We start from the raw sequence: 22,734 nt of genomic DNA on the forward strand, positions 1-22,734 counted from the left end.
GCTTTATTAAAGGGGGGAGATAGGCATGAGTTGGCCAAAGTTACAGCCCACAACTCTGAGTGCCGTTTTCTTCTCCCTTAGAACAACCATCGCCTGCTTAGTCGCTCTTGCCATCGCTTTGAAGATGGAGATGGGCGGGCCGCAATGGGCGGCTATGACGGTGTGGATTGTCGCCCAGAATTCTCGCGGGATGAGTCTCTCTAAAGGGCGGTGGCGTATTGCTGGGACCATGCTGGGGATGGTGGGGGGGATTGGCCTCATCGCCATTGCCCCGCAACATCCATGGATTTTCTTCTTACTTTTAGCAGGATGGGTTGGCTGGTGTACGGGTATTGCCTGTTTGCTGGATAACTTCCGTGGTTATGCGATGGTTCTCGCTGGCTATACGGGGGCCATTATCGCCCTTGCCTCAGCCGAGCAGCCGGACCATGTGTTCTATATCGCTATGGCGCGTGGCTCTTATATTTTGCTCGGCGTTGTTTGCGAGATGGTCGCGGGGATGATTGCTGTACCGGGGGCGGACCGTGCAGCACGGGCGGAATTGCAAAAGCGTATTGCCGAGTTGCTGAGCCAAACAGCCATCGCATTAGGGCATGTTTTACGACGTGATGATGAGGGGATTAAGGGGCTAACGCGGCTGCTTGGCTCACTGCAAAGTTTTAATGACCAGTTAGAGTTTATCCGTATTGATTCCCGCTTAGCAGGGGAGGATGCGGACCGCGCTTATGTCACGTTAGAGCGTGTGGCTCTTGTTCTTGCACGTGGGGTGGGGCTGCGCTCCCGCCTTGCTTCTGCCTCGCATATTCCAGAGCGTTTAGCCAAGGGGCTGGAGCGTGTTGCTGAGGAAATGGATGATCTTTCCAATTTATTGAAAAAAGATATTCTCCAAGTGGTCGCGGGGTTGGGGCGGCTGGATGTTATGTTGCAGGAGAATCGGGAGGAATTAGACCGTTGCCTGCCGCTGAATGATGATGATTCCATCCAGCAAAGCATCGCCGGGGTGGGGGTGGAAGCCATGTTGGTGGATTTCCGCTCGGCTGTGGAATCTCAATTTGCAGGGTTACAGAAGCGGCATGTCTCGGTGCGGCATCATATTCACCGTATTGCGGATGGGAGGTTGGCTTTTACCAATGCGGTGCGTGCTGCAGTGGCGATGATTTTAGGTGCACTAATATGGGAAGTAACCGCGTGGTCCTACGGGTGGGCTTATTTAAGCCTATTGGCTGTGGTTTGCGCCCGTTTCTCCATTATGGATAATATGATTTTAGTGAGTAAATCCTTCTTTTACGGGGCGGTATGGGCGGTATTGGCCAGTATTATTCCCGTCTTTTTTGTGATGCCGCTGACTTCTAATTACCTGGTATTTTCTCTTCCTTTTGCGGTGTTGATGTTTCTAGGTGGGATAGCGTTACGCTATCCCCCTACAGTTGGTATTGCAGCCTCTTATGTTAATTTCTTTCCTTGGGTATTGGGGTTGGATAACCAGGCGCGCATTAATGAGGTAGAGTGGTTTAACCAATCCCTTGCTTTGCTTTTGGCGTTATGGAGTGGGGTGCAGATTTTTAAAACGGTGATGCCTTTTTCCGTTAAGCAAGCCTGGGCGCAATTACGACGCCAGCTTGTGGAGGAGATTCGCCAGCTTAAACAGCCTTTGCAAGGCCGTAAGCAAGCCCAAAATGACTGGACAAGCCAAACCACACAACGCATGGAGCAGGTCATACGTTTTGCAGGGAAATTACCCCAGCATGACGTTAACAGCATGGTCCGTGGGACATTGGCGGTGATGACAGTAGGACGGCATCTCATCACCTTGCGGGATTTGGCGTTGCAAAAGCGTTTGCCCGAAAATGCGCTACAAACAGGTGAGCAGATGGTAAAAGACATTATCCATCTGACAGAAGCAGGCGGCCATCTTCCGCGCTCTACTAGTAAAGCTTTTTTAGAGGAACAACAGTTCCTAATAGAAAAATATCGGCAGAGCCACGGCACGAGTACAACACGGCATGATCTAGCCGTGGGGATTGGCTCATTGCGGATTATTCATTTTGAATATATGGCGAGTAGAAACTTCTTCCGTAAGGAATATGAGTTCCTACTCGCACGCGGGCGTAACCGGGGGTAACGCCCTGCTTTTAGAGAGGCAAAGGGCGATTAAAAGCCGTTGCCACGTGGGGCGACCCAGCCATTGCCTGTTGCATCGCCCATTTTTCCGCTTTGGATGGGGTTGCTGTCCTGATAAGCACTGCCGAAATGACCCAAATTACTCCCCGTGACAGAATCACGATTGGCCCGTAGATGGGCTTCATGGTCCGGGTCTGGCCCATTTTCAAACTCTGTGGAGGGCACATCCTGATAGCCAGGCGGTGGGGGACGATGGCCCGTAGCGTGGAAATGCTCACCACCATGGGTGGTTGGTGCTGTGGTTTTTTGTGTCGATTTTTTGCTGCTAACCTTGCTGGAGGAGTCGTCCTGATAAGGCGTGCTAAAATGGACGCTCTGCGCAACAGCGTGAGAGCTAAGAGTGGTGGCAAGCCCTAATGCCGCGAGTGTTGTCAGCCGCATGAGGGGGGAAGAAAAGCGCGAAGCCATATGTGATTACGTCCTGCGTAGTAAAGCTACTTCTGGAGCGTTATACTCGCTATATGGGGCGTAATAATCAAGTTTTTTCAGAGAGAAAGATGATAGATGCGTGAGTGTGAGGCTGATTAATTTGTTGCAAACTCTACCATTTGCACAATATTTCGGCCATAAAATAGGGTGCTAACAGCATAAACATACCATTGGGGTGTGGTAAATTCGCCCCGTTCCCCATGTTGTAGGAGAGTAAGATGCAGCAGTCAGATAGGCAGAGCAAAGCTTCATGGTCTCCCGAGAGTTGGCGTACGCGACCCATCCGCCAAGCCCCGCATTATGAGGACCAGAACGCTCTTGCCGAGGTTGAGGCGCGGTTGCATCGCTATCCACCACTCGTTTTTGGGGAGGAGGCGCGCAGGCTCAAAGCGCGGTTAGCAGCGGCTTCACGCGGGGAGGCCTTTGTCTTGCAAGGCGGCCCATGTGCGGAGAGTTTTGGGGAGTTCACCGGCGATATTATTCGCGATACCTTCCGCGTTCTGCTGCAAATGGCTGCCGTGCTGACTTTTTCAGCCAAAGTGCCTGTGGTGAAAATCGGACGCATGGCCGGGCAATATGCGAAGCCGCGCTCCTCTGACATCGAGACACGCGATGGGGTGGAGCTGCCATGCTATCGCGGGGATAACGTCAATAGTCCGGACTTCACCGCTGAAGCGCGTAAAGCAGACCCAGCCCGTATGGAGATGGGGTATTTTCAAGCCGCTGGTGTGTTGAATCTATTGCGGGCTTTCTCCCATGGCGGTTTTGCTAATCTGCATGATGTGCATCGTTGGATGTTGGATTATGTGCAGCAATCCCCCCAAGGGGAGCGTTACGCGCAGCTTGCCAGCCAGATTGAAGGCAGCCTTGCTTTTATGAAGGCATGTGGTGTGGATGATAATGCCCCTCAATATGATGAGGTGGAGTTCTTTACCTCTCATGAGGCATTGCTGCTGCCTTATGAGCAAGCTTTGACACGTATTGATGAGACGACCGGGCGGCATTATGGCCTCTCGGCTCATTTCCTTTGGATTGGGGATCGCACGCGCCAGCCTGATGGCGCGCATGTGGAGTTCCTCCGTGGGGTGGATAACCCGATTGGGATCAAGGTCGGGCCGACCACCACAGTGGAGGATTTGAAAAAACTCTTAGATATTCTCAACCCAGAGGATGAGGCCGGTCGCATTACCTTGATTTCCCGTATGGGACATCAAAAGGTGCGGGAGCTTCTGCCGCCTTTATTGGAGGCTGTTTCCCAAACAGGCCGCCGTGTGACATGGGTGTGCGACCCGATGCATGGTAACACCACGACATCCTCCAATAAGTATAAAACGCGTGCGTTTGAGCATGTATTGGGGGAGATTACCGGCTTTATGGATGTGTTTGAGCAAGCAGGGCGTATCCCCGGCGGGATTCATCTGGAGATGACAGGCTATAACGTGACAGAATGCACCGGCGGCCCGCGTGGTTTGACCGATGCTGACTTGCCAACATGCTATAAAACATTCTGTGACCCACGGTTGAATGCGGAGCAATCTTTGGAGATTGCCTTCCAGCTCTCCGAGCGGATGGCGCGTATCTTTGCAAAAGGGTGAGCAGAACGGCCAGCCCATCGCGTGCTGGCGGGCTCTTTATAAGGGAGTGGTCGTGTGAGCAGTTGGAATCAGGCCCTCAAACAGGCAAAAACCCCGCGGCAAGAGTTGGAGACGGCCCAGATTGAGGGGCGGACGGATGCGTATTTTTTAAGAATGCGCGATATTGTCCGCCAGTTTGGGGATAGTCGAGTAACCTATGCCGTCTTTATCCGTCGCCCGGTTGTGGCGGCTTATGGCTTGGCTCTGCGCTGGGTAGAGAATGTTGCCCAGCATCAAGGTTTTGCGGTGGAGATTACAGAGGTCCATCCAGAGGGGACATGGGTCGGGGCGGGTGACCCGCTCTTTTACCTTACAGGCTCGTTGGAGGCCCTTGCGCCGTTAGAGACATTGTTGCTCCAAAAAACAGGGGCGGCTTGTGTTGCGGCACATAACGCGTATCAAATGGCTTTGGCCTTACCCAAAGTGCCCTTCCTCGCGATGGATGCACGCCATTGCGCGGGGGCGGAGATGCAAGAGCTTATGGCTTATGCCGCCGCTGTGGGCTCTCGCGCCGCGCAGAAGGAAGGGGCTGTTGGCTTTATCGGCAATGCGAATCACGACACGGCACGCTTTTTTGGGCAGGAGCGTGGGCTAGGGACGATGCCACATGCCTTTATTGGCTATGCAGGCTCTACCTTGCGGGCCGCAGAAATGTATGTGGAACGCTTCCCCGATGAAGGTTTAACCGTTCTAGTTGATTATTTTGGCCAAGAGGTGAGCGATGCGTTGGCTGTCTGCCGCCGCTTCCCAGAGCGTGCAGCAGCGGGGAATGTGAGTGTGCGGCTAGATACGCATGGCGGGCGGTTTTTAGAAGGGTTAGACCCGCAACGCTCTTATGAAGTGTTGGAGCGTCACACGCCGGGTACGATTCGGCGTTATCGCTCGGAGAAAGAGCTGCGTTATTTGGTAGGGACGGGGGTCTCTGCCGCAGCGATATGGCGGATGCGTGAAGCGTTGGATGAGGCAGGCTTTACAAAGGTAAAGATTATTGTCTCCTCTGGCTTTGGCATTGCTAAATGCACAGCCATGCATGATGCGTCTGCCCCGATTGATATTGTGGGCACTGGGTCTTTTCTGCCTGATCGCTGGTCGGAGACTTATGCAACGGCGGATATTGTTGCTTATGATGAGGTGCCACGGGTGAAGATTGGCCGTGAGTTCCTTTTGCAGAAACTTCAGGAGAGAGCCAAATGATGGATGAGGCTGATAAAGAGGCGCAGCGCGCTTTCATCACTGGTATTCGCGGGGAAGTGAGCGAAGGGGAGGAGCCAGAGCAAGCCGCCACTGCCAAGCCGGGGGAGACTGGCTGGGTGGTGCGTATCCTCGACCAATCCGGGGCGAGTGCGGGTGATGATGACGTGGTGGAGGAGGTCAAAGGTTTTTTAGACCTCGCCCATGCCAATGCTTTTGCGCGTGCTTATGTGCGCGATAGTATAGAGCGGTGCCGTATCCCCGGGGCTGCAGAGCGCGATGTGCTGGAAAGTTGGTTCGCCTTTGGGGAGAATGCTGAGGTTGTGGATGCTGGTGAGGATGGATGGAAGGCCAGCACGGAGCTGGATGATTTTGTCTCCAGCCCTGCCACACCGATGGAGCGTGATTGGCGTGCCCTAGACCCGCGCCGCCTTGTTGATGAAGCCGCTCTTGAGGGTTTTTCGGACACTGCGCATGATGACCTTGCTGATGAGGATGATGACGAGGCCTTTGTGACGGAAATCATCCGCCGCAAGCAGGCTGAATCCTAACCCTAACGCCGCCCCTTAGTTTTTAGATTTATGAGACCAAAAGACGGAATGATTATGAAAGTACGCTTTGCTCCTTCGCCCACAGGGCAGCTCCATGTTGGTAATGCACGTCTTGCCGTAGCGAATTGGCTGTTCGCGCGGCGGCATGGGGGCCGCTTTTTGCTGCGGATGGATGATACAGATACACAACGCGGCAGCAAAGCGTATGAGGAGGGGATTGGCCGGGACCTCACATGGCTTGGGTTAGACTGGGACGAATATGCTCGGCAGTCTGAGCGTTTAGCCCGTTATGAGGAAGTCATTGCTCAGCTTAAAGCTGATGGGCGGTTATATCCTTGTTTTGAGAGTGAACTGGAGCTGAAATATAAGCGCGAGCAACGTCTGCGAGAGGGGAAGCCCCCGCTTTATGACCGTGCGATGCTGCGGATGACAGAGGAGCAACGCGCTCGCGCCGAGGCAAATGGCAAGGTGCCTTATTGGCGGTTTAAGCTCAGCGGGACAACGCGGACATGGCAAGACCTTGTGATGGGGGAGTGCCATGTAAAGTTAAGTGCCGTGTCCGACCCGGTATTGGTCCGTGCGGATGGGAGCATCCTTTATACATTGGCTTCTGTTATTGATGATGTGGATATGGGCATCACCCATATTCTGCGTGGGGAAGACCATGTGACCAATACGGGTGTGCAGTTGGATATTGCCGAGGCTATTGGCACCAAAGCGGGGCATTTCACCTTTGGGCATCTGCCGCTGCTTTTGGGGCAGGATGGCGGTAAGCTCTCCAAACGCTTAGGCGGTTTGTCTCTCTCCACCTTGCGGCATGATGGGATAGAGCCACGGGCCTTAGTGGCCTATCTTGCCCGGTTGGGAAGTTCGGACGACCCGCAAGTGGCAGATATGGCGGAGATTATTCAAGGCTATGATATTAGCCATGTATCACGCTCTGCCGCACGGTTTGATGTCCCACAGCTTTTGGGGTTGAACCGGCGCGTGCTGCATAGCATGTCGTATGAGGAAATCCGGCCACGTTTGCCAGAGGGGGCTGATGAGGCATTCTGGTTGGCCATCCGTGGGAATATCGACCTTGCGGTAGAAATTGCACATTGGTGGGCTGTGGTGCAGGGGGATATTGTCGCACCCTCGCAGCCTGAAGATGGCGCGTTCCTCCGCCAAGCAGCACAGCTTTTACCCGCAGAGCCGTGGGATGAAACAGTGTGGAAACGCTGGATCGACCTCATAAAGGCTGAGACAGGCCGTAAAGGCAAGAAGCTCTTCCTGCCCTTACGTTTGGCTCTAACAGGTGAGGATGCTGGGCCAGAGCTTGCCGCGCTTTTACCGCTTATGGGCCGCGGGCGTGTGCTGCAACGCTTAGAGGACGCGGTGCAGGGATAATTTATCCCTGCGGCTCGGAGGGAGGAGTAGGAGCATCTTCTGGGTGCTGCTGGGCCTCCACCGGCTCTTGTGGGGAAGGTGCGTTGTTTGTATCGCTTGTGCCATCAGGGATGGTCGCGTGAAAGAGGCTGAAATCGACCTCTAAGACCCCATCATTATTTGGCTGGAGCAGACTAACAAAGCGTGACTTTGGGAGAAGGTCATCGGCTTTATACATGCGGTATGAAAACACACTTTGTGCGGATACGGGGTCCGTTGCGGTGAGGGTGAGCAGGATGACCGCTTGTTGTTGCAGCAGAGCCTCTTTATCCCGCTCATAAATCGGGCTTTCTTCCGTAACGGTATGGGTGAAGGAGAGACTAACAGGGAGCAGCGGAATATGGCCATGGGTTAATGGCAATGTGTCTAGCTGGAGGGTTTCCCGGCCTGTATCGTCTTTTTGTGTGCGGGCGATAATTGCCTCAAGCTCTACATTGATGAGGGGGGTGCGCCGCAAATTACCAACACGGAAATTGAGGCACATATGCTCGCCCCGCTGGGAAAGCGTGGCCACGCGGCTAAAGAGGACGGCTGCACGGGGGCGGGAGAAGCGTGCATAGACCAAGCCGGTGATGATGGCGGTAAACACCACGCCAACGAATACTTCTATAGAGGCAATGGCATTGGCCAGATAACCTTGCGGGTAGAGATAACCATAACCCACAGTTGAGAGCGTTTGCACACTAAAGAAGAAATCTGCCCAAAAATCGTTCTTTTGGACGTTGCTAACCCCATGGGGTAGGCAAAAAAAGCAAAGGCTAAAGAGGAGATTGATGAAGAAATAAGCCCCCGTGGCGGCGGCAAAAAAGGCAGTCCAACCTATGCTTAGGCTGATATGATATAGGTCCCCTAAGAGACGTACCCCCGTACGCCTTTTTACAGGGATGTTAAAGATATTATCTTGCGAGAGAAAACTACTTTGTGCCGGAGGGCGTTGTTGTTGCCGCTTTTGTTTATAACGTAGGAGGAGGTCATGCGGGGTATGGAATTGCATAAACGGTTATTTACTTTTTCAAGTGGCGGGCTTTACGCGCGCGGGAGAGTTCACTGACGACCCCATGGAGGGTCCGTAACTCTTGCTCAGTCACTTCGCCACGGGCAAAGAGATGGCGGAGATTGCGGACCATACCGGGCCGCTTTTGTTCATGATGGAGGAAGCCACATTCGTCAAGGTCGCGGATGAGGTGGGTCATAAAGGTCTCAACCTCCCCCTTTGTGGCGACGTGTGTTTCATTCGTCATAAAATAACGCTCAGGTACGGTATCTTCTGTAAGATACCATTCATAAGCCATGACTAAGACCGCTTGTGCCAGATTAAGCGACATAAAGCGCGGATTCAGCGGGTAACGGATGAGTGTATCGGCACGGGCCATATCCTCATTATCCAACCCTGCGCGTTCTGGCCCAAAAAGGATGCCCGCTTTAAGGTGGCGGGAACTGATAGCGCGTAACTCAGCCGCCGCTCCACGGGCTGTCATCACCGGTTTAATGACGTGGCGAGGCCGTGGGCAGGTGGCAAAGACGCGGTGAAGGTCTGCAATCGCGTCATCGACTGTATCAAAAACAGTTGCAGCTTCTAGGATGCGGTCAGCCCCAGAGGACGCATACCATGCGCGTGCTTGGGGCCAGCCATCACGCGGGGCAACAAGGCGGAGGTGAAATAACCCCCCATTAGCCATAGCGCGCGCTGTGGTGCCGATATTCTCCGCTAATTGCGGGCGCACAAGGATGACAACGGGGTCGAATAGAGCGGGTGGGGCGAGGTCTGCCCCACCATTACGGCCTGTCATTGTTGTTTATCCTTTGCGCCAAGTGGTGCCGTTAGGGCCATCTTCGAGCAGAATCCCTTGGGCGGCGAGGTCATTGCGTATCTGGTCGGCAAGGGCAAAATCGCGCACCTTACGCGCTGCGAGGCGTTTTTCAATGAGGGCATCAATCGTAGCAGGGTCTAGCTCTGTTCCCCCTTGGAACCATTCAGTCGGGCTCATGGTAAAGAGGCCCAAAAGCTGCCCCCCTGCGAGGAGTTGATTAGCGGCCTCCTGTTGGCCCTCTAACGCCGCATCAGCATAACGATGCAGAATACTGAGTGCCTGTGGTGTATTGAGGTCGTCACATAACGCATTAAGGACATCAACAGGGCGTGAATCGTCTTTCGTGGCGGGGGTTTTCTCCAAAGCACGGTAGAAGCGGTCCATAATATGGCGTGCTTCCTCCAGCTTCTCCCAGGTGAAGTCCAGAGTAGAGCGATAATGCGCCCCAAGGAAAAGCAGGCGGAGGGCCTCTGCGGGTGCGCGCTCTAACACCTCATGGATTGTATGGAAATTGCCCAGCGATTTGGACATCTTCTCCCCACCAGAGAGCAGCATCCCCGTATGGAGCCAATGGCGGGCGAAATGGCTATGAGGATGGCAGCAAAGCGATTGGGCACGCTCATTTTCATGATGAGGGAATAGGAGGTCATTGCCCCCGCCATGAATATCAAAACTCTCCCCTAGATAGCGTTCTGCCATGGCGGAACATTCAATATGCCAACCAGGCCGCCCGCGCCCATAGGGGCTATCCCAGCCGGGTTCTGTTGCGTTGGAAGGCTTCCAGAGGACAAAATCACCGGGATGGCGTTTATAATCGGCAACCTCCACACGTGCTCCGGCCTGCATATCCTCTAGCGACCGACCAGAGAGCGCGCCGTAACTGGGGAAGGAGGTAACATCAAACAACACATGCCCGTCAGCTTCATAAGCGTGGCCTTGGGTGATGAGACGTTCAATCATCGCCAGCATGTCAGGGATATGATGCGTAGCACGCGGCTCAATAGTGGGGGGTAGGATATTTAGTGCAGTAAGGTCTTGGTGGAAGTCCTTTGTTGTGCGTTCGGTAAGGTGGGTGATGTCCTCCCCATTCTCTGCGGCACGTTGAATGATTTTATCATCAATATCAGTAATGTTGCGGACGTAAGTGACGCGCTCATAGAGAGCATGAAGCAGGCGCACCATAATATCTGCACTAAGCATAGAGCGCAGATTGCCCAGATGGACGCGGTCATAAACCGTTGGTCCACAAAAATAGAGGCGGATATGCGCCGGGTCTTCGGGGATAAAGGGGACAGTCTCACGGCGGTGGCTGTCATGCAGCTTTAGGCTGAACAAGGCGGGGGGCACGGTGATGTGGCTCTGCTTCGTAGTCATAATCTGTTCAATGCGACAGAGATGCGTCTGGTGCAACAGGGGAATTACGACTTTCACAGTTGCGTCTTGGGTTATATGCGTTAAGAGAATGATATGTCTGCATCAAAAATCCACATAAAACACCCTAGAGTAGGGATGTCTGCGCATATCCGCACTCTCATTCAGGTTAGTTTGCCTCTTGCCCTCGCTCAGTTGGCAGAGATGGCCATGGGGGTGACTGATACGATCCTTCTCGGGAGTTTAGGGGTCGATGCGGTTGCCATTGGTGGGATTTCCAACAATTTCTTTTTTACGACCATGATTTCCTTCCAGGCGGTGTTGGGTGGAGTCGGCGTGCTGCTCTCCCATGCGCGTGGTGGGGTGGAGCATGGCCATCATGGAGGGCATGATAAACGTAGCATCATCAGTGCTGGGGTTATGGTCGCCTTGCTGGCCTTTATACCGTGCTTGTTGATTTTATTATGCTCCAGCCCGATTTTCACATGGATGGGAGAGCCCGACCTTGTCGTCACGCAAGGGGGGCGGTTTATTGATGTATTGCTCTATGCCCTATTGCCGAATCTCGTTCTGTTAGGGTTATGCCGCGTGGCCTTGCCGTCCTTGGGGGCAGAATCGCTCTTATTATGGACAATGCCGATTATGGCCGTGTGTAATGGGGTGCTGAATGCGGCTCTAATTCATGGTTGGTTTGGTTTACCGGCTTATGGGCTGTTCGGCTCGGCCCATGCCACCATGCTCACAGGGTGGGGGGCGAGCCTTGTTTTGTTGGGGCTATGCCTGCGTAAAGCCAATTTACGGGCGTTATTGAAGCCTATGAAGGTGCGTCTGTCGCTTATTAAGGAGCTTTTGCACCTTGGTTTGCCGATGATGGTGACCGCCACGGCAGAGCTTTTGCTCTTTCAAATCACTACATTAAATGCAGGGCGGTTAGGGACGCATAGTCTGGCAGCGCACCAAGTGGCATTGAACACGATTTCCCTCTTTTTCATGGTGTGTTTAGCCATTGGGCAAGCGGCGAATGTGCGGGTGGCTTATTGGCGTGGGGCAAAACGGCCATTAGAAGCCTGCCGGGCCTCTAGCGGGGCGTTGCTGCTTGTATTGTTGTGGACGATTCTGACAGGCCTTGTATTGATGCTTAGCCCGGATTGGATTGCACGGCTTTATTATACGGGGACGCCGCCCGATGCTGGGACGTTTGCAACAACGGTTCTGCTTTTAAAAATAGCGGGGATTTTCCAGATTGTAGATGGGATACAAGCAGTGTGTAACGGTGCTTTGCGTGGCTGTGGTGATACGGTGGTGCCCATGGTCATCAGCATTGTAACCTACGGCTTAGTCGGCATTGGTTTGGGGTATTGGCTGGCTTTTTGTCAGGGTTATGGTGTTAAAGGTTTGTGGATTGGCCTTGCAGCAGGGCTAGGGGTTACTGCTGTGGCATTAGGGTTACGCCTTTATATGCGGCTTTATCGCCAAGGGCAGGCGTAATTATATTATTACCAGTATGTGTTTAGAAAAGGGTGGCTAGGACAATAGCTTATGTATGCCGGGTTTGGCCTTCATATAGGCTTGGGAAGGCTTATCTGCTAAAATATATATAACGCAGTTAACAAAATCTTGTGTAGAGGCTGTAGCGTATTCATCCTAGAGGGTAACAACCCATACTATAATAGTCCGTATTTTTTGATGGTTGGAAATAGGAGCATGCATGAAGTTGCCTAAGGTCGCGTCCCCCTGTCGTGATGGCATACCGTGGTGGGTTATATTTTGTCTCTTAGGTCCTTCAGAAGGGTGGGCATGGGTGGGTGCGCCTAGCTTTCCTATAGTGGGCGCGTATTTCCCGGCTTGGTTGATTTGCCTTGTTATTGGGGCGGTTGGGTCGGTCTTGCTGCGGACAATTTTCCTTGCGTTGCATGTGGATGGCTTGTTGCGCTTTCATTTAGTGACGTATCTTTCCCTTGGGACGTTGTTCGGCCTAGTGGGTTGGCTGGTGCTTTTTGGGCAGTAAGGGTGCTTTGATGAAAACAGAACGAATTAAAGGCAGCTTCCCTGTGGGGAGCGTGTTGGCCCTTTCTGCCCTTGTAGGGGCGTTGCTTGTGGCCCTGTATGTGGATCATGAATCAGGGCTGCATCCTGATAGTGATAGTTCGATCATTTATACAGAGAGTGTTCATGTTGCAGCTCTGGTAGGGGGGCGTTTGCAGCATCTGGCTGTGGAGCCTAACCAGCCCGTTCATAAGGGGGATTTGCTTTATCAAATCGACCCTGAACCTTACGAGATTGCCTTGCATCGGGCCGAGGCGAGCCAAGCGCAGGCCGAGGCAGACCTTAATGATGCCCGCCGTGCTTTGGCTGTGCGTATGGCAGAGGCTGCAACGAGTGAACGTAGGCACCATCAAGCAGAGGATGAGAAAGACCTTGCATGGCGCACGGTGACGCGTCTTAAACCTTTGGCTGAGCAACATTATGTCTCATGGCAGGTTTATGACCAAGCCGTAACGCGGTTTAACTCGGCTGTTGATGCCTTGGCCGAAGCCCAACATGCCGAGCAAGCGAGCCAAGTCGCTATTGGTGATGTGAAGCATGCTGAAGCGATTCTCAAAGAAGCTGTCGCAGCGGTGGAGCATGCGCGTTATGAGCTACGGCAAACGCGCGTTACAGCGGATTTGGATGGCTTTGTGACCAGCTTAGGCGTGCGGGAAGGGGAGGTCCTTGCGGCTAATCAGGTGTTATTTACGTTGGTATCAAAAGACCAATGGTATGCTCTTGCCCCTATTCGTGAAATCAATCTTGCCCCGATTCATAAGGGCGATTGTGCCACTGTTTATTCTATGATCGACCGTAGCCACCCGCTTCATGGGGTTGTGGAGAGTGTCGGCTGGGGTGTGTTGACTGATTATATGAAGGAAAATGACCGCGGGGCCCCATATGTGGAGCGGCAAATGGACTGGGTGCATATTGCGCAGCGTTTCCCTGTGCGGATACGGATTGAGCATGCCGCTGAGAACCAACATTTATTACGATTAGGGGCGACGGCCAATGTGGAGATTCTCCATGGTGCTGCTTGCCATGCTTAAACCGTACATTGATGCGGTTTTGCGGGTATGGCGGTTGGCTATTAGGCCAACACGCGGTCGCACTGCCTTGGCCTTACGCAACGGCGTTATTTGTATGGCCGCTGTGCTGATTGGTGAGATATGGCAGCTGCCAATGTTGAGCCTGCTTACCTTGAGCTTGGCCGCCTTATGGCAGAATAACAGAGTGGCGAATATGAAAGTCGCCGTGATGTATGTGGTCTTTTTCTCGGTCGTAACGGGTGTCCTTTACGTTGGTGTGGCGACAACTATCAACAATTTCTTTGCAACATTGGTGTTTAACTTGTTGCTGAGTTTTGTGTTCTTCTTCTTAAGTACCACCACCATATTAGGCCTCATTAGTGTTGTGGGTGGGTTGGTGTTGTCTTACCTGCTTGTAACCTTAGATAGTATGCAAATAGGCGATGCAGTTGCTCGTCTTGTACTTTATGCGTGGCGTGTGTTCCTCATTATTGGGGGATTGATAGGGTTTATTGGGAGTTGGCTTTCGCCCTCGCCAGAGCATGTTTTGACCGATCAGATTGTAGAGCGGTTGTTCTTATCAGCAAAATGCCTCACCCGCCGCGCAAAAGGTCAGCCTATCCCGATAGGTTTGCAAGAGGCAATCACCGATAGTGTGGGTGAGGGCGTAAGCGGTATGTTCGGCGTCCTCGGTTTGGCAGCGTTAGAGCATCGCTGGACGGGGACGGATCTTTCTTATCTGCGGCGTGCTGCCTTAAATAGCTTTGGTATTTTACAAGTTGTTGGGCAATGCTTGACGAATAATGCGCCTATTAGTGATGAGGATTGCGCTCATCTTGCTGGTAAGGTGAAGGCATTGGGGGAGTGTTTTGCCGAGAATAGACGACCAACCGAGATAGACGAGCAAACGGTTTGCTCTGGTCTTTTAGCACAAGAGATAGAGCGATTAATTCAGGCCTTTACGCAACCGCTTACCGCAGAGGATGTCCAGCTCCCTCCCAATCAGCCGCCAGCAAAAAACCCTCCTAAAAAGCCGGGTTTCTTTATACCGGGGGCGTTTTGGGATAAGGAGAATGTCCGCTTTGCCGTCAAGGGGACTGTTTCTGTCTGTATAGCGATTATCACTTATAAGCAGTTGAACTGGACAGGGGTGCATACGTGCATCATCACCTGCTTTGTTGTGTCTCTCCCCACAATGGGGGCTGTGTTGGATAAGCAGCGACTTCGTATTTTTGGGGCACTGATTGGCTGTAGTATGGCGATGGGGCTTATTGTGTGGGTGATGCCCCACCTGACGAGCGTGGCGGAATTATTGATCGTCGTTGGGATTATGATTTTCATCGGGGCGTGGGTAAAGGCCGGAGATCAGCGGATTTCCTATATGGGTTTGCAGATGATCATAGCCTTTGCTTTATCGGACCTTGTGCAATTTGCCCCAGCGACAGATCTTACCATCCCGCGTGATCGTATTATCGGGATTTTGATTGGACTCACCATTACCTTTGTTGTGCATACGGTCTTTTGGCCATGTAGTGCGATGACAGGGGCGATGAAAAAGCTCAAAGCGTTAGATGCTTTGTTAGGGCAAGATGTAACGCAGTGGAACCATGACCAACGTACACTTCAGGCCGCCCGTGTGCAGGAGGCTGCTAGCGGTGCGATGAGTTCGTTGCGTTCTGCTATGTTAGAGCCGTCTTATATGCGCCCAACACAACATAGGCTGCGGCAATATAAGGTGTTTTTACGGCGGGCTGTTATGAATGCAGGATGCTTATTTGGGGCCACAGCAGAGCATCAGGAGAAAAAGGTCATTCGGTTGGACCAGATTTTAAAAGAAGATGCGCCAGCCTCTGCACAAGGAGAGGGGCAATCGTGATGATGGGCAGGGATTGGGAAAAACGCATGAGGCATAATAAAGGGCAAAAGGCACAAAGCTGGCCGGCTGTATCATCTTGCCAGTATAGCGCGCCGGGTGGGCGGTGGCGCAAGGCGGTGTGGCTGTGTGCATGGTTGGTAGGCAGCACAGCTCTTAGCGGTTGCCAAACAGGGGCGATGAAGGATGCGCCCACGGCACCAGACCGCCCTTGGGCACAGCGGACAAATGTGCAAGGCCATCTCCTTGCAGGGGGGGAAGAGGCACCTCATGCAGAGCGCGGCACGCGGGGCTTGCGTATGCCGGAGGGGTTCCGTCTAGCGGCAGACCATAGTATGCCTCAGGCTCCCGCTTTAGCTTCCGTTCAGGTTGATCACGCCTATAATTTGGCGGATTTGATTGATGTAGCGCAGTCCCTTAACCCCTCAACGCGTATGGCGTGGGATGCAGCACGGCAGAGTGCGGCGGAGACAGGTATTGCACGCTCACAATATCTCCCTCATTTAACGGCAAGTGCCATGGGGGGGTATGCGGTATTGGAGCCGCATAATAGAATTCGTGGTGATGCATCGGCGAATAGTAATACGAAGATCCACGGAACATTAGAGCGGCAACAAGTTGGGTTGGAATGGTTATTGTTCGACTTTGGCAAACGTCGTGCCACGATGGAAGAAGCCAGCCAGATTAGCTTAGGTAAGAATATTCTTTTTACCGGTGAGCATCAGAAGGTCATTCATCAAGTGGCGTTGGCGTATTATCGCTATTCCGCAGCGTTAAATAATGTCGCCTTAGTGAAGCAATCGCTTGAGAACGCGCATGAGATTTCCCGCGCTGCGGCGGCTAATTTACGCAATGGCGAAGGGACTGTGGTTGATACGTCTCAGGCTGAACAAGCCGTTGCTGAGGCAGAGTTGGTCCTGGCACGTACGGAAGGCGATGTCGAAACCTACCGGCTAGAGTTGCTTACAGCCGTTGGGATGAATCCTTCGCAACCTTTGCATGTGCAGACAGATAATAAGCGCGATATTAAAGTGGATGATATTCGCCTTAGTGATGAGATGGTCCATCAAGCTGTCTCACGCAGGCCGGATGTTTTGGCTGCTTATACAAGCTTACGGGCGGCACAGAGTGCTGTTGAGGGGGCACGGGCGAGTTATCGGCCACAAATCTTCATGAATGGGAATGTGGGGTATAATTTTGATGACCTGCATTTCCGCAATTTGCCATTGGGGACTGTATCGTCTCTGAATGATCGCATCCATACATTTGGTAGTCTCATTACAGCGGGGATTTCCGTCCCAATTTATGATGGTGGGTTACGCCGTAACCGTTTGCGCCAGGCGCATGAGCGCGAGGATAGTGCCCGTGCTGCGCTGCAAGATGCACAAAATAACGCGGTGCGGACTATTGTGAGCGCAGAGGCGATGCTTCATACGGGGATTACCGCCTATCAAGCGGCTCTTAGCTTGCAAAAGGCCAGCCAAACAGGCTTTGATGCTGCCCTGACCGCTTATCGTTCTGGTGATGGGACGATGACACGTATGTTGGAGTTGCAAAATACACTCCTCAATGCGCGTCTTTCCGTTTCTGACAGCTATTACGGTATGTTGAGTGCTGCTGCGTCCCTCGCTTATGCAGCAGGGACGTTGGGTAGCAGCGCAGCCTTGACGGATATTGAAGGCTCCTTGGCTGAAACAGCACCAGAGCCAGTGCCCATTGCACCGCAAAATCCGTAAGGCACGCGCTGCGTTTGGGGGTTAAAGGGGATGGCGGCGGCCAACATGGAGGGTGAGAAGGTAAATCACAAGCCCTCCAGCGGAGAGTATGGCCCCACCCCAGCCGACTGCATTCATGCCAAGGCCATGCTCTACAAGTAAAGCTCCAAAAGAGGCCCCCAAGGCATTGGCAATATTAAAGGCGGAGTGATTGAGCGAGGCAGAGAGTGTTTGTGCATTCCCCGCAACATCCATAAGGCGCGCTTGCATAGCAGGACTAAGGATGACTGTGGCAGCCGGGAGGAAGAAACAAATCACAACCATGGCTGTGGGAGAGGGGAGAAAAACCCAGAAGGCAAGCATGAAGATAATGCTGGCAATAAGGCTGAAAATGGTTGTGCGGTCGAGGTTTTTATCAATCATGGCCCCGCCAAAGGCGTTACCAGCGACCATCCCACATCCCCAGATGACTTGGTATAGCGTAACCATCCAAGGGCTTAGATGAGTAACTTGGGCAAGCGCGGATGTGAGGAAGGTATAAACCCCAAACATTCCCCCAAAGCCGATGGCCCCTGTAAGGAGGGTGAGCAGAACATGGGGGTTTTTAAAAGCGGCGAGTTCTGAGAGGGCATTGACATCATGATGCGGTTTATCAGCCGGGATGAGAGCCCATATTCCTGCAATACAGAGCAGGCCTAAAGCAGAGAGAGCCCCATAAATGACCTCCCATGAGATATAATGGGAGAGGAAGGTGCTAAGGGGTGCTCCAATAACGGTGGAAATCATAATCCCGGAGAGGACCATGCCAATGGCCCTCCCACGCCGGGCGCGTACGGTCATGGAGGCCCCAGTTAAGGCAGCGATGCCAAAATAGGCCCCATGCGGAAGCCCGGTGATAAAGCGCATGACCTCAATTGGGAGAAGCGAGGAGCAAAGAACAGTGCCGATATTGCCGATGCAAAAGAGGGTGAGCAAGAGAAGCAGAATGGTACGGCGTGGTAGATGAGCCCCGGCAATCGCCATTACGGGTGCGCCTACGACAACCCCTAACGCGTAAGCGGAGATCACGGCACTGGCCTGCCCAATAGACACATGGAGGGCGTCCGAGAAGGCGGGCAGAATGCCCATCATGGCGAATTCGCCCGTGCCAATGGTGAAGGTGCCCAGCATGAGGGCTGCAATGGCCGGTGCAAACCCATGTGGTGGGGTAAGCTGTGGCCCGGTGTTGGTTTGGGTTTGCTCCATGAGGAAGCATTCTCCCTTAATGACAAAGAGGTATGATGGGGCAATATTACGGGATAGCGAAGGCGTTTTCCAAGATGAACTTATAAAAACGCACCTTAATTTTATAGTTTTTATAAAGGAAGAGCCGTGGTTTCCTCCCTGTTTCTTGACATTCTTTCCCCCTTCATGTAGCAGCAACCTCATTGCCGGGAATGTGGGTGGTCTGGCTGGGAGGCAGCGCGCTGTGGCGTTGTTTTTCCGTATGGTCGTAGGCGATTCCGTTCTGTCTAACCATTGTTGAACATGGGGAGAGAGAGCCTACCGGTGCAACAAAGGGCTGCCGCGCAGAATCGGTATGTCTGAGAGAGAATACGGGTTTAACCGATGTCAAAACGTCTTGAGAGCAAGTATAAAATTAACCGCCGCCTTGGCGTTAACCTGTGGGGCCGTGCAAAATCCCCTGTTAATCGCCGTGAATATGGCCCCGGCCAGCATGGGCAGCGTCGCCGTCAGAAGCCATCTGACTATTCTGTTCAGTTGATGGCGAAGCAGAAGCTGAAGGGTTATTACGGTAACATCAGCGAGAAGCAGTTCCGCCGTTATTATGATGAGGCTGTGCGCCGCAAGGGTGATACGTCTGAGAACCTGATTGGTCTGTTGGAGCGTCGTCTGGATGCGGTTATTTACCGCCTGAAATTTGCTATGACGCCATTTGCTGCGCGTCAGTTTGTCAGCCACGGCCATGTGTTGGTGAATGGTAAGCGCGTCAATATTCCTTCTTACCTCGTGAAGGAAGGGGATGTGATTGAGGTGCGTGAGAAGTCCAAGCAGCTCGCGATTGTTCTGGATTCCGTCCAGAGTGCTGAGCGCGATGTGCCTGAATATATCGAGGTTGATCATCGCCAGATGAAGGGTACCTTCATCCGCGTGCCGCAGCTTTCCGATGTGCCGTATCCGGTGCAGATGGAGCCGAATCTGGTGGTCGAGTTCTACTCCCGCTAAGAGACGGTTTTTGAGCCGTATAAGAGACGCCGGGCGGTTTGTACCGTCCGGCGTTTGCTGTTTCATGCTCATAAGTGAGGAAAGTCCCTATGTCCGAGTCTCCTAAAGCTGGTGATATTGCAGCGGAGGTGTCACGCCGGCGCACATTTGCCATCATCTCCCATCCTGACGCTGGTAAAACCACGTTGACAGAGCGTATCCTTCGCGCTGGTGGGGCGATTCAGCTAGCTGGGAATGTGCGGGCCAAGGGGGAGCGGCGGCGCACCCGTTCGGACTGGATGAGCATTGAGAAGGACCGTGGTATTTCTGTTGTTACCTCGGTGATGACCTTCAATTACGGGGGCTGTGTCTTTAACCTGCTAGACACACCGGGCCATGAGGATTTCTCTGAAGATACATACCGCACGCTAACGGCGGTGGATTGCGCCGTGATGGTGATTGACGCGGCAAAGGGGATTGAGGCACGGACGCGGAAACTCTTTGAGATTTGCCGGTTGAGGGATATTCCTATCGTCACCTTCATCAATAAGATGGACCGTGAGGCACAAGATTGCTTTGAGCTGCTTGATGAGATTTCTAGCGCATTGGCGTTGGATGTCTCCCCTGCGACATGGCCGGTTGGGCGTGCTGCAAAATTTGCCGGGATTTATGATATCCGCACCAAATCTCTGCATCTCAAAGAGGAGTTAGCAGAGGATGATGAACGCTTGCAGCTGATGCGGGAGGAGGTAGAGCTTGCTGAGGGCGTATTGCCCCCCTTTGAGCAAGAGTTTTTTGATGAGGGCCATTTAACGCCCGTCTTTTTCGGCTCCGCGATGAAGGAAATTGGCGTTACGGATTTGCTGGATGCGCTTGTTGCGTACGGGCCGCCACCGCGCGCGCAATCCTCCGAGACGCGTGAGGTTGAGGCAACGGAGGAGAATGTCACGGCCTTAATCTTTAAGATTCAAGCCAATATGGACCCTAACCATCGGGACCGCATGGCCTTTGCGCGTGTGTGCTCTGGCCGTTTAACGCGTGGTATGCGCCTTAAACATGTGCGGGTTGGTAAACAATTCGCCCTGCACACGCCGCAATTCTTCTTCGCCCAAGACCGTCAGTTAGTGGAGGAAGCCTTTGCAGGTGATGTGGTGGGCATCCCGAACCATGGCACATTGCGGATTGGGGATACATTAACCGATGGCGAGGAGCTGCGCTTTACTGGCGTGCCTCACTTTGCACCAGAGATTCTTCGCCGTGTGCGTTTAGATGATGCTATGAAGGCCAAGAAACTCCGCCAAGCATTGGTTGAATTAGCAGAGGAAGGGGTTGTCCAGCTCTTTCGCCCTCAAGATGGAGCGCCGCCGATTGTCGGGGTGGTGGGCACCTTGCAGCTTGATGTTCTACAATCCCGCCTGAATGCTGAATATAACGTGCCTGTTGGTTTTGAGAGCACGCCCTTCACTCTAGCGCGTTGGGTTACGGGCGAAAAGGCGGCGTTGGAGCAATTTACGGCTGTCAATCGTAGTGCCATGGCTGATGATTTGGATGGAGACCCCGTCTTTCTCGCTGGTTCAGGCTTTATGATGAATCGCGCTATGGAGATGAATGAGGCCCTCAGCTTCCATGATATTAAGCAGATTGGGCTTGTTGAGAAGGCTTAAGGCAAAGCTAGCTGGACAGAAACGGGGCAATGATCCGAGAGGGTTATGCCCCGTGCTGTATGGGGAAAGACCATAACCCTTAGACTATCGGCAATAAGCCACTCCCGCGCTTGATTGCCGAGGATAATATGGTCGATAAATTGCCGCCCTCCCAAACATGGGCTGGAGAAGCCAGCAGTGGTTAGGGTGAGGGGGGCATCGCTTTGCAGGGTCTGCATAAGCGGGTCGAGCGGGGTGAGGCGGCGGTTAAAATCGCCTAGAATGGCAAAAGGGGTACCGTCATCTTGACGGTCTAAAATCCAATTTTCAATGACGTGAAATTGTTGATAAAGCAGCCGACAAGCCCGTTTTTTAGAGGTCAGTGGCTGGGCCCAGCAGCCTGTTTTTAAGTGCAGGATGAGGAGACGTAAATGGGCATCCCCATGATGGATGGTGATGTCTAGCCCTCCTCTTAGGGGGTGGTGATGGCCCTCTTGTAGTATATTGAGGGCCGTAAGCTCCGGGTTGAGGGTTGCTGTCAGCCCCTTATCGCGCCGCATAGCAAGGCCGACTTGCTGGATGATGGGGTCAGGCGCAAAGAACAGATCATAATCCTGCGGGGGAAAAACCTGTCGTGCTGCGTCTGGGCCATCGACTTCCTCAAAGGCGATAAGGTCGCTTTGGAGCTTCTCTGCATAAGCGTGTAAGGCGGCAAAATCGGCTTGCGTCCGGGCAGGGACGTTAGGCGGTAAGGCGGGGTCATTAGCGGAGCGGAGGGTGAGCCAATCCATATTCCAGCTTGTGAGTTTAAGCGGGGTAGAGGCTTGCGCGGCCGAGAGGAAGCCAAAGAGGATGGCACATAAAAAACCGCCCACGAGTGTGCGCAGGCGGTTTTTATAGTTTGTCATGATGGCATGATTAAACATCATTGGGGTTTTTATTTTTTCTAAGGATAGCGATAGCCTCCTTGACGGAATGTTCCGTTTTGGCATCCTCAGTAAGAATATAAACACGGCCCTTCTTAATATCGTAATACCATCCTTGTACATTTAGCTCCCCACGGGAGAGGGCTTTGGCAACGATGGGATGGGTCTTTAGATGTGTAATCTGCAAACGAACATTTGCTTCCGCAAGGTCGCGCACATCCTTAGGGCCGACATCTTCGGCGCGGAGGTCACTAATAGTCGCAGCGGCGGCCTCTGCATTATGCAGCCAGCGACGGACTGTCGGCATGTGATTAAGTTTATCTGGGTCGATCACCAGATTAATGAGCGCTGACATAGCCCCACAATTAGAGTGACCGCAGACGATGATGTTCTTTACCTTAAGCGCACCCACCGCATACTCAATGGCGGAGGCTACAGCTCCGACCATATTGCCATAGGCGGGGACGATATTGCCAACATTGCGGATGAGGAACAGCTCCCCCGGTTCTGTCTGCGTAATAAGGCTAGGGCTGATGCGGCTATCCGCACAGGTGATGAACAAAGTCGGTGGGGTCTGATCGTAAGCCAGACTCTGGAATAATTCCTGTTTTTGAGGATACACTTCGCTCTCGAAGGTGTGGACCCCATCCAGAAGCTCCAGCAGAGTGTTACGGTGAAAGACCATAGCGTTGTTTCGTTTCCTGGTTAAGACGCATCATA

At 53.0% G+C, this 22,734-nt stretch carries 20 protein-coding genes; 13 read left to right on the plus strand and 7 right to left on the minus strand.

Going from position 1 to position 22,734, the window contains the following annotated elements:
• Window positions 1-25: 25 nt before the first annotated feature.
• Complete coding sequence (locus tag NQF64_RS01075) at window positions 26-2,122, plus strand: FUSC family protein (protein ID WP_099026142.1); 2,097 nt, start codon at window positions 26-28, stop codon at window positions 2,120-2,122.
• Window positions 2,123-2,151: 29 nt separating this feature from the next.
• On the opposite strand, the gene NQF64_RS01080 is transcribed toward NQF64_RS01075, so the two are convergent.
• Window positions 2,152-2,589 carry a hypothetical protein gene (locus NQF64_RS01080; protein ID WP_257875058.1) on the minus strand — a complete coding sequence of 146 codons (438 nt, stop codon included), beginning with the start codon at window positions 2,587-2,589 and terminating at the stop codon, window positions 2,152-2,154.
• Window positions 2,590-2,828: 239 nt separating this feature from the next.
• On the opposite strand from NQF64_RS01080, the gene NQF64_RS01085 reads away from it, so the two are divergent.
• From NQF64_RS01085 to gltX, 4 genes are all read left to right on the plus strand, one after another.
• The gene (locus NQF64_RS01085) at window positions 2,829-4,205 is read left to right on the plus strand and encodes a class II 3-deoxy-7-phosphoheptulonate synthase (protein ID WP_155572915.1); all 1,377 of its coding nucleotides are present in this window, start codon (window positions 2,829-2,831) and stop codon (window positions 4,203-4,205) included.
• A gap of 153 nt (window positions 4,206-4,358) precedes the next feature.
• Entirely contained in the window at window positions 4,359-5,438 is a 1,080-nt protein-coding gene (locus tag NQF64_RS01090; RefSeq protein ID WP_196424609.1) for a nicotinate phosphoribosyltransferase, read from the plus strand.
• Window positions 5,435-5,986 (plus strand): hypothetical protein, encoded by a 552-nt coding sequence (locus tag NQF64_RS01095; RefSeq protein ID WP_407651778.1) that lies wholly within the window; start codon window positions 5,435-5,437, stop codon window positions 5,984-5,986. Before NQF64_RS01090 ends, NQF64_RS01095 begins: the two co-directional genes overlap by 4 nt.
• Before the next feature lie 54 nt (window positions 5,987-6,040).
• On the plus strand, window positions 6,041-7,375 hold the full coding sequence (gene gltX / locus NQF64_RS01100; protein WP_099026350.1) for a glutamate--tRNA ligase: 1,335 nt from the start codon (window positions 6,041-6,043) through the stop codon (window positions 7,373-7,375).
• A 1-nt stretch (window position 7,376) separates the two neighbouring features.
• Here gltX and NQF64_RS01105 read toward each other — a convergent pair whose 3' ends face one another.
• Genes NQF64_RS01105 through cysS form a run of 3 tightly spaced genes read right to left on the minus strand, consistent with a single transcriptional unit; the run spans window position 7,377 to window position 10,599 of the window.
• Window positions 7,377-8,408 (minus strand): ion channel, encoded by a 1,032-nt coding sequence (locus NQF64_RS01105; RefSeq protein ID WP_266106202.1) that lies wholly within the window; start codon window positions 8,406-8,408, stop codon window positions 7,377-7,379.
• 10 nt (window positions 8,409-8,418) lie between these two features.
• Window positions 8,419-9,204: an RNA methyltransferase gene (locus NQF64_RS01110; protein WP_099026138.1), complete on the minus strand. Its 786-nt coding sequence runs from the start codon at window positions 9,202-9,204 to the stop codon at window positions 8,419-8,421.
• Between the two features lie 6 nt (window positions 9,205-9,210).
• Window positions 9,211-10,599 (minus strand): cysteine--tRNA ligase, encoded by a 1,389-nt coding sequence (cysS, locus tag NQF64_RS01115; protein ID WP_266106203.1) that lies wholly within the window; start codon window positions 10,597-10,599, stop codon window positions 9,211-9,213.
• A 135-nt stretch (window positions 10,600-10,734) separates the two neighbouring features.
• On the opposite strand from cysS, the gene NQF64_RS01120 reads away from it, so the two are divergent.
• From NQF64_RS01120 to NQF64_RS01140, 5 genes are all read left to right on the plus strand, one after another.
• Entirely contained in the window at window positions 10,735-12,084 is a 1,350-nt protein-coding gene (locus NQF64_RS01120) for an MATE family efflux transporter (protein ID WP_266106204.1), read from the plus strand.
• Between the two features lie 220 nt (window positions 12,085-12,304).
• Window positions 12,305-12,604, plus strand: a complete 300-nt coding sequence (locus tag NQF64_RS01125) for a YtcA family lipoprotein (protein WP_099026136.1) — start codon at window positions 12,305-12,307, stop codon at window positions 12,602-12,604.
• 10 nt (window positions 12,605-12,614) lie between these two features.
• A complete protein-coding gene (mdtN, locus tag NQF64_RS01130; RefSeq protein WP_266106205.1) occupies window positions 12,615-13,673 on the plus strand; it encodes a multidrug transporter subunit MdtN in 1,059 nt (352 codons plus the stop codon).
• Window positions 13,666-15,528 carry an FUSC family protein gene (locus NQF64_RS01135; RefSeq protein ID WP_266106206.1) on the plus strand — a complete coding sequence of 621 codons (1,863 nt, stop codon included), beginning with the start codon at window positions 13,666-13,668 and terminating at the stop codon, window positions 15,526-15,528. Before mdtN ends, NQF64_RS01135 begins: the two co-directional genes overlap by 8 nt.
• Window positions 15,528-17,261, plus strand: coding sequence for a TolC family protein (locus tag NQF64_RS01140; RefSeq protein WP_266106574.1), 1,734 nt, complete (start codon window positions 15,528-15,530; stop codon window positions 17,259-17,261). Before NQF64_RS01135 ends, NQF64_RS01140 begins: the two co-directional genes overlap by 1 nt.
• Window positions 17,262-17,282: 21 nt before the next feature.
• Here the strand turns inward: NQF64_RS01140 and NQF64_RS01145 are convergent, their stop codons facing one another.
• The gene (locus tag NQF64_RS01145; RefSeq protein ID WP_266106207.1) at window positions 17,283-18,485 is read right to left on the minus strand and encodes an MFS transporter; all 1,203 of its coding nucleotides are present in this window, start codon (window positions 18,483-18,485) and stop codon (window positions 17,283-17,285) included.
• Between the two features lie 145 nt (window positions 18,486-18,630).
• Between NQF64_RS01145 and NQF64_RS01150 the strand changes: the two genes are divergently transcribed.
• The 3 genes from NQF64_RS01150 to NQF64_RS01160 all read left to right on the plus strand — a co-directional run bounded on the left by NQF64_RS01150 (window position 18,631) and on the right by NQF64_RS01160 (window position 21,109).
• A complete protein-coding gene (locus tag NQF64_RS01150; protein ID WP_266106208.1) occupies window positions 18,631-18,765 on the plus strand; it encodes a hypothetical protein in 135 nt (44 codons plus the stop codon).
• Between the two features lie 83 nt (window positions 18,766-18,848).
• Window positions 18,849-19,466: a 30S ribosomal protein S4 gene (gene rpsD, locus NQF64_RS01155; RefSeq protein WP_043560719.1), complete on the plus strand. Its 618-nt coding sequence runs from the start codon at window positions 18,849-18,851 to the stop codon at window positions 19,464-19,466.
• Window positions 19,467-19,555: 89 nt separating this feature from the next.
• Window positions 19,556-21,109, plus strand: a complete 1,554-nt coding sequence (locus NQF64_RS01160; protein ID WP_099026130.1) for a peptide chain release factor 3 — start codon at window positions 19,556-19,558, stop codon at window positions 21,107-21,109.
• Here the strand turns inward: NQF64_RS01160 and NQF64_RS01165 are convergent.
• Both NQF64_RS01165 and NQF64_RS01170 read right to left on the minus strand, forming a co-directional pair.
• The gene (locus tag NQF64_RS01165) at window positions 21,106-22,017 is read right to left on the minus strand and encodes an endonuclease/exonuclease/phosphatase family protein (RefSeq protein ID WP_266106209.1); all 912 of its coding nucleotides are present in this window, start codon (window positions 22,015-22,017) and stop codon (window positions 21,106-21,108) included. The genes NQF64_RS01160 and NQF64_RS01165 overlap by 4 nt on opposite strands.
• On the minus strand, window positions 22,007-22,699 hold the full coding sequence (locus NQF64_RS01170; RefSeq protein ID WP_266106210.1) for a carbonic anhydrase: 693 nt from the start codon (window positions 22,697-22,699) through the stop codon (window positions 22,007-22,009). Before NQF64_RS01170 ends, NQF64_RS01165 begins: the two co-directional genes overlap by 11 nt.
• Window positions 22,700-22,734: the final 35 nt, after the last annotated feature.

Origin of the sequence: Bombella saccharophila, assembly GCF_026385475.1 — a bacterium.
Classification (GTDB): Bacteria; Pseudomonadota; Alphaproteobacteria; order Acetobacterales; family Acetobacteraceae; genus Bombella; species Bombella saccharophila.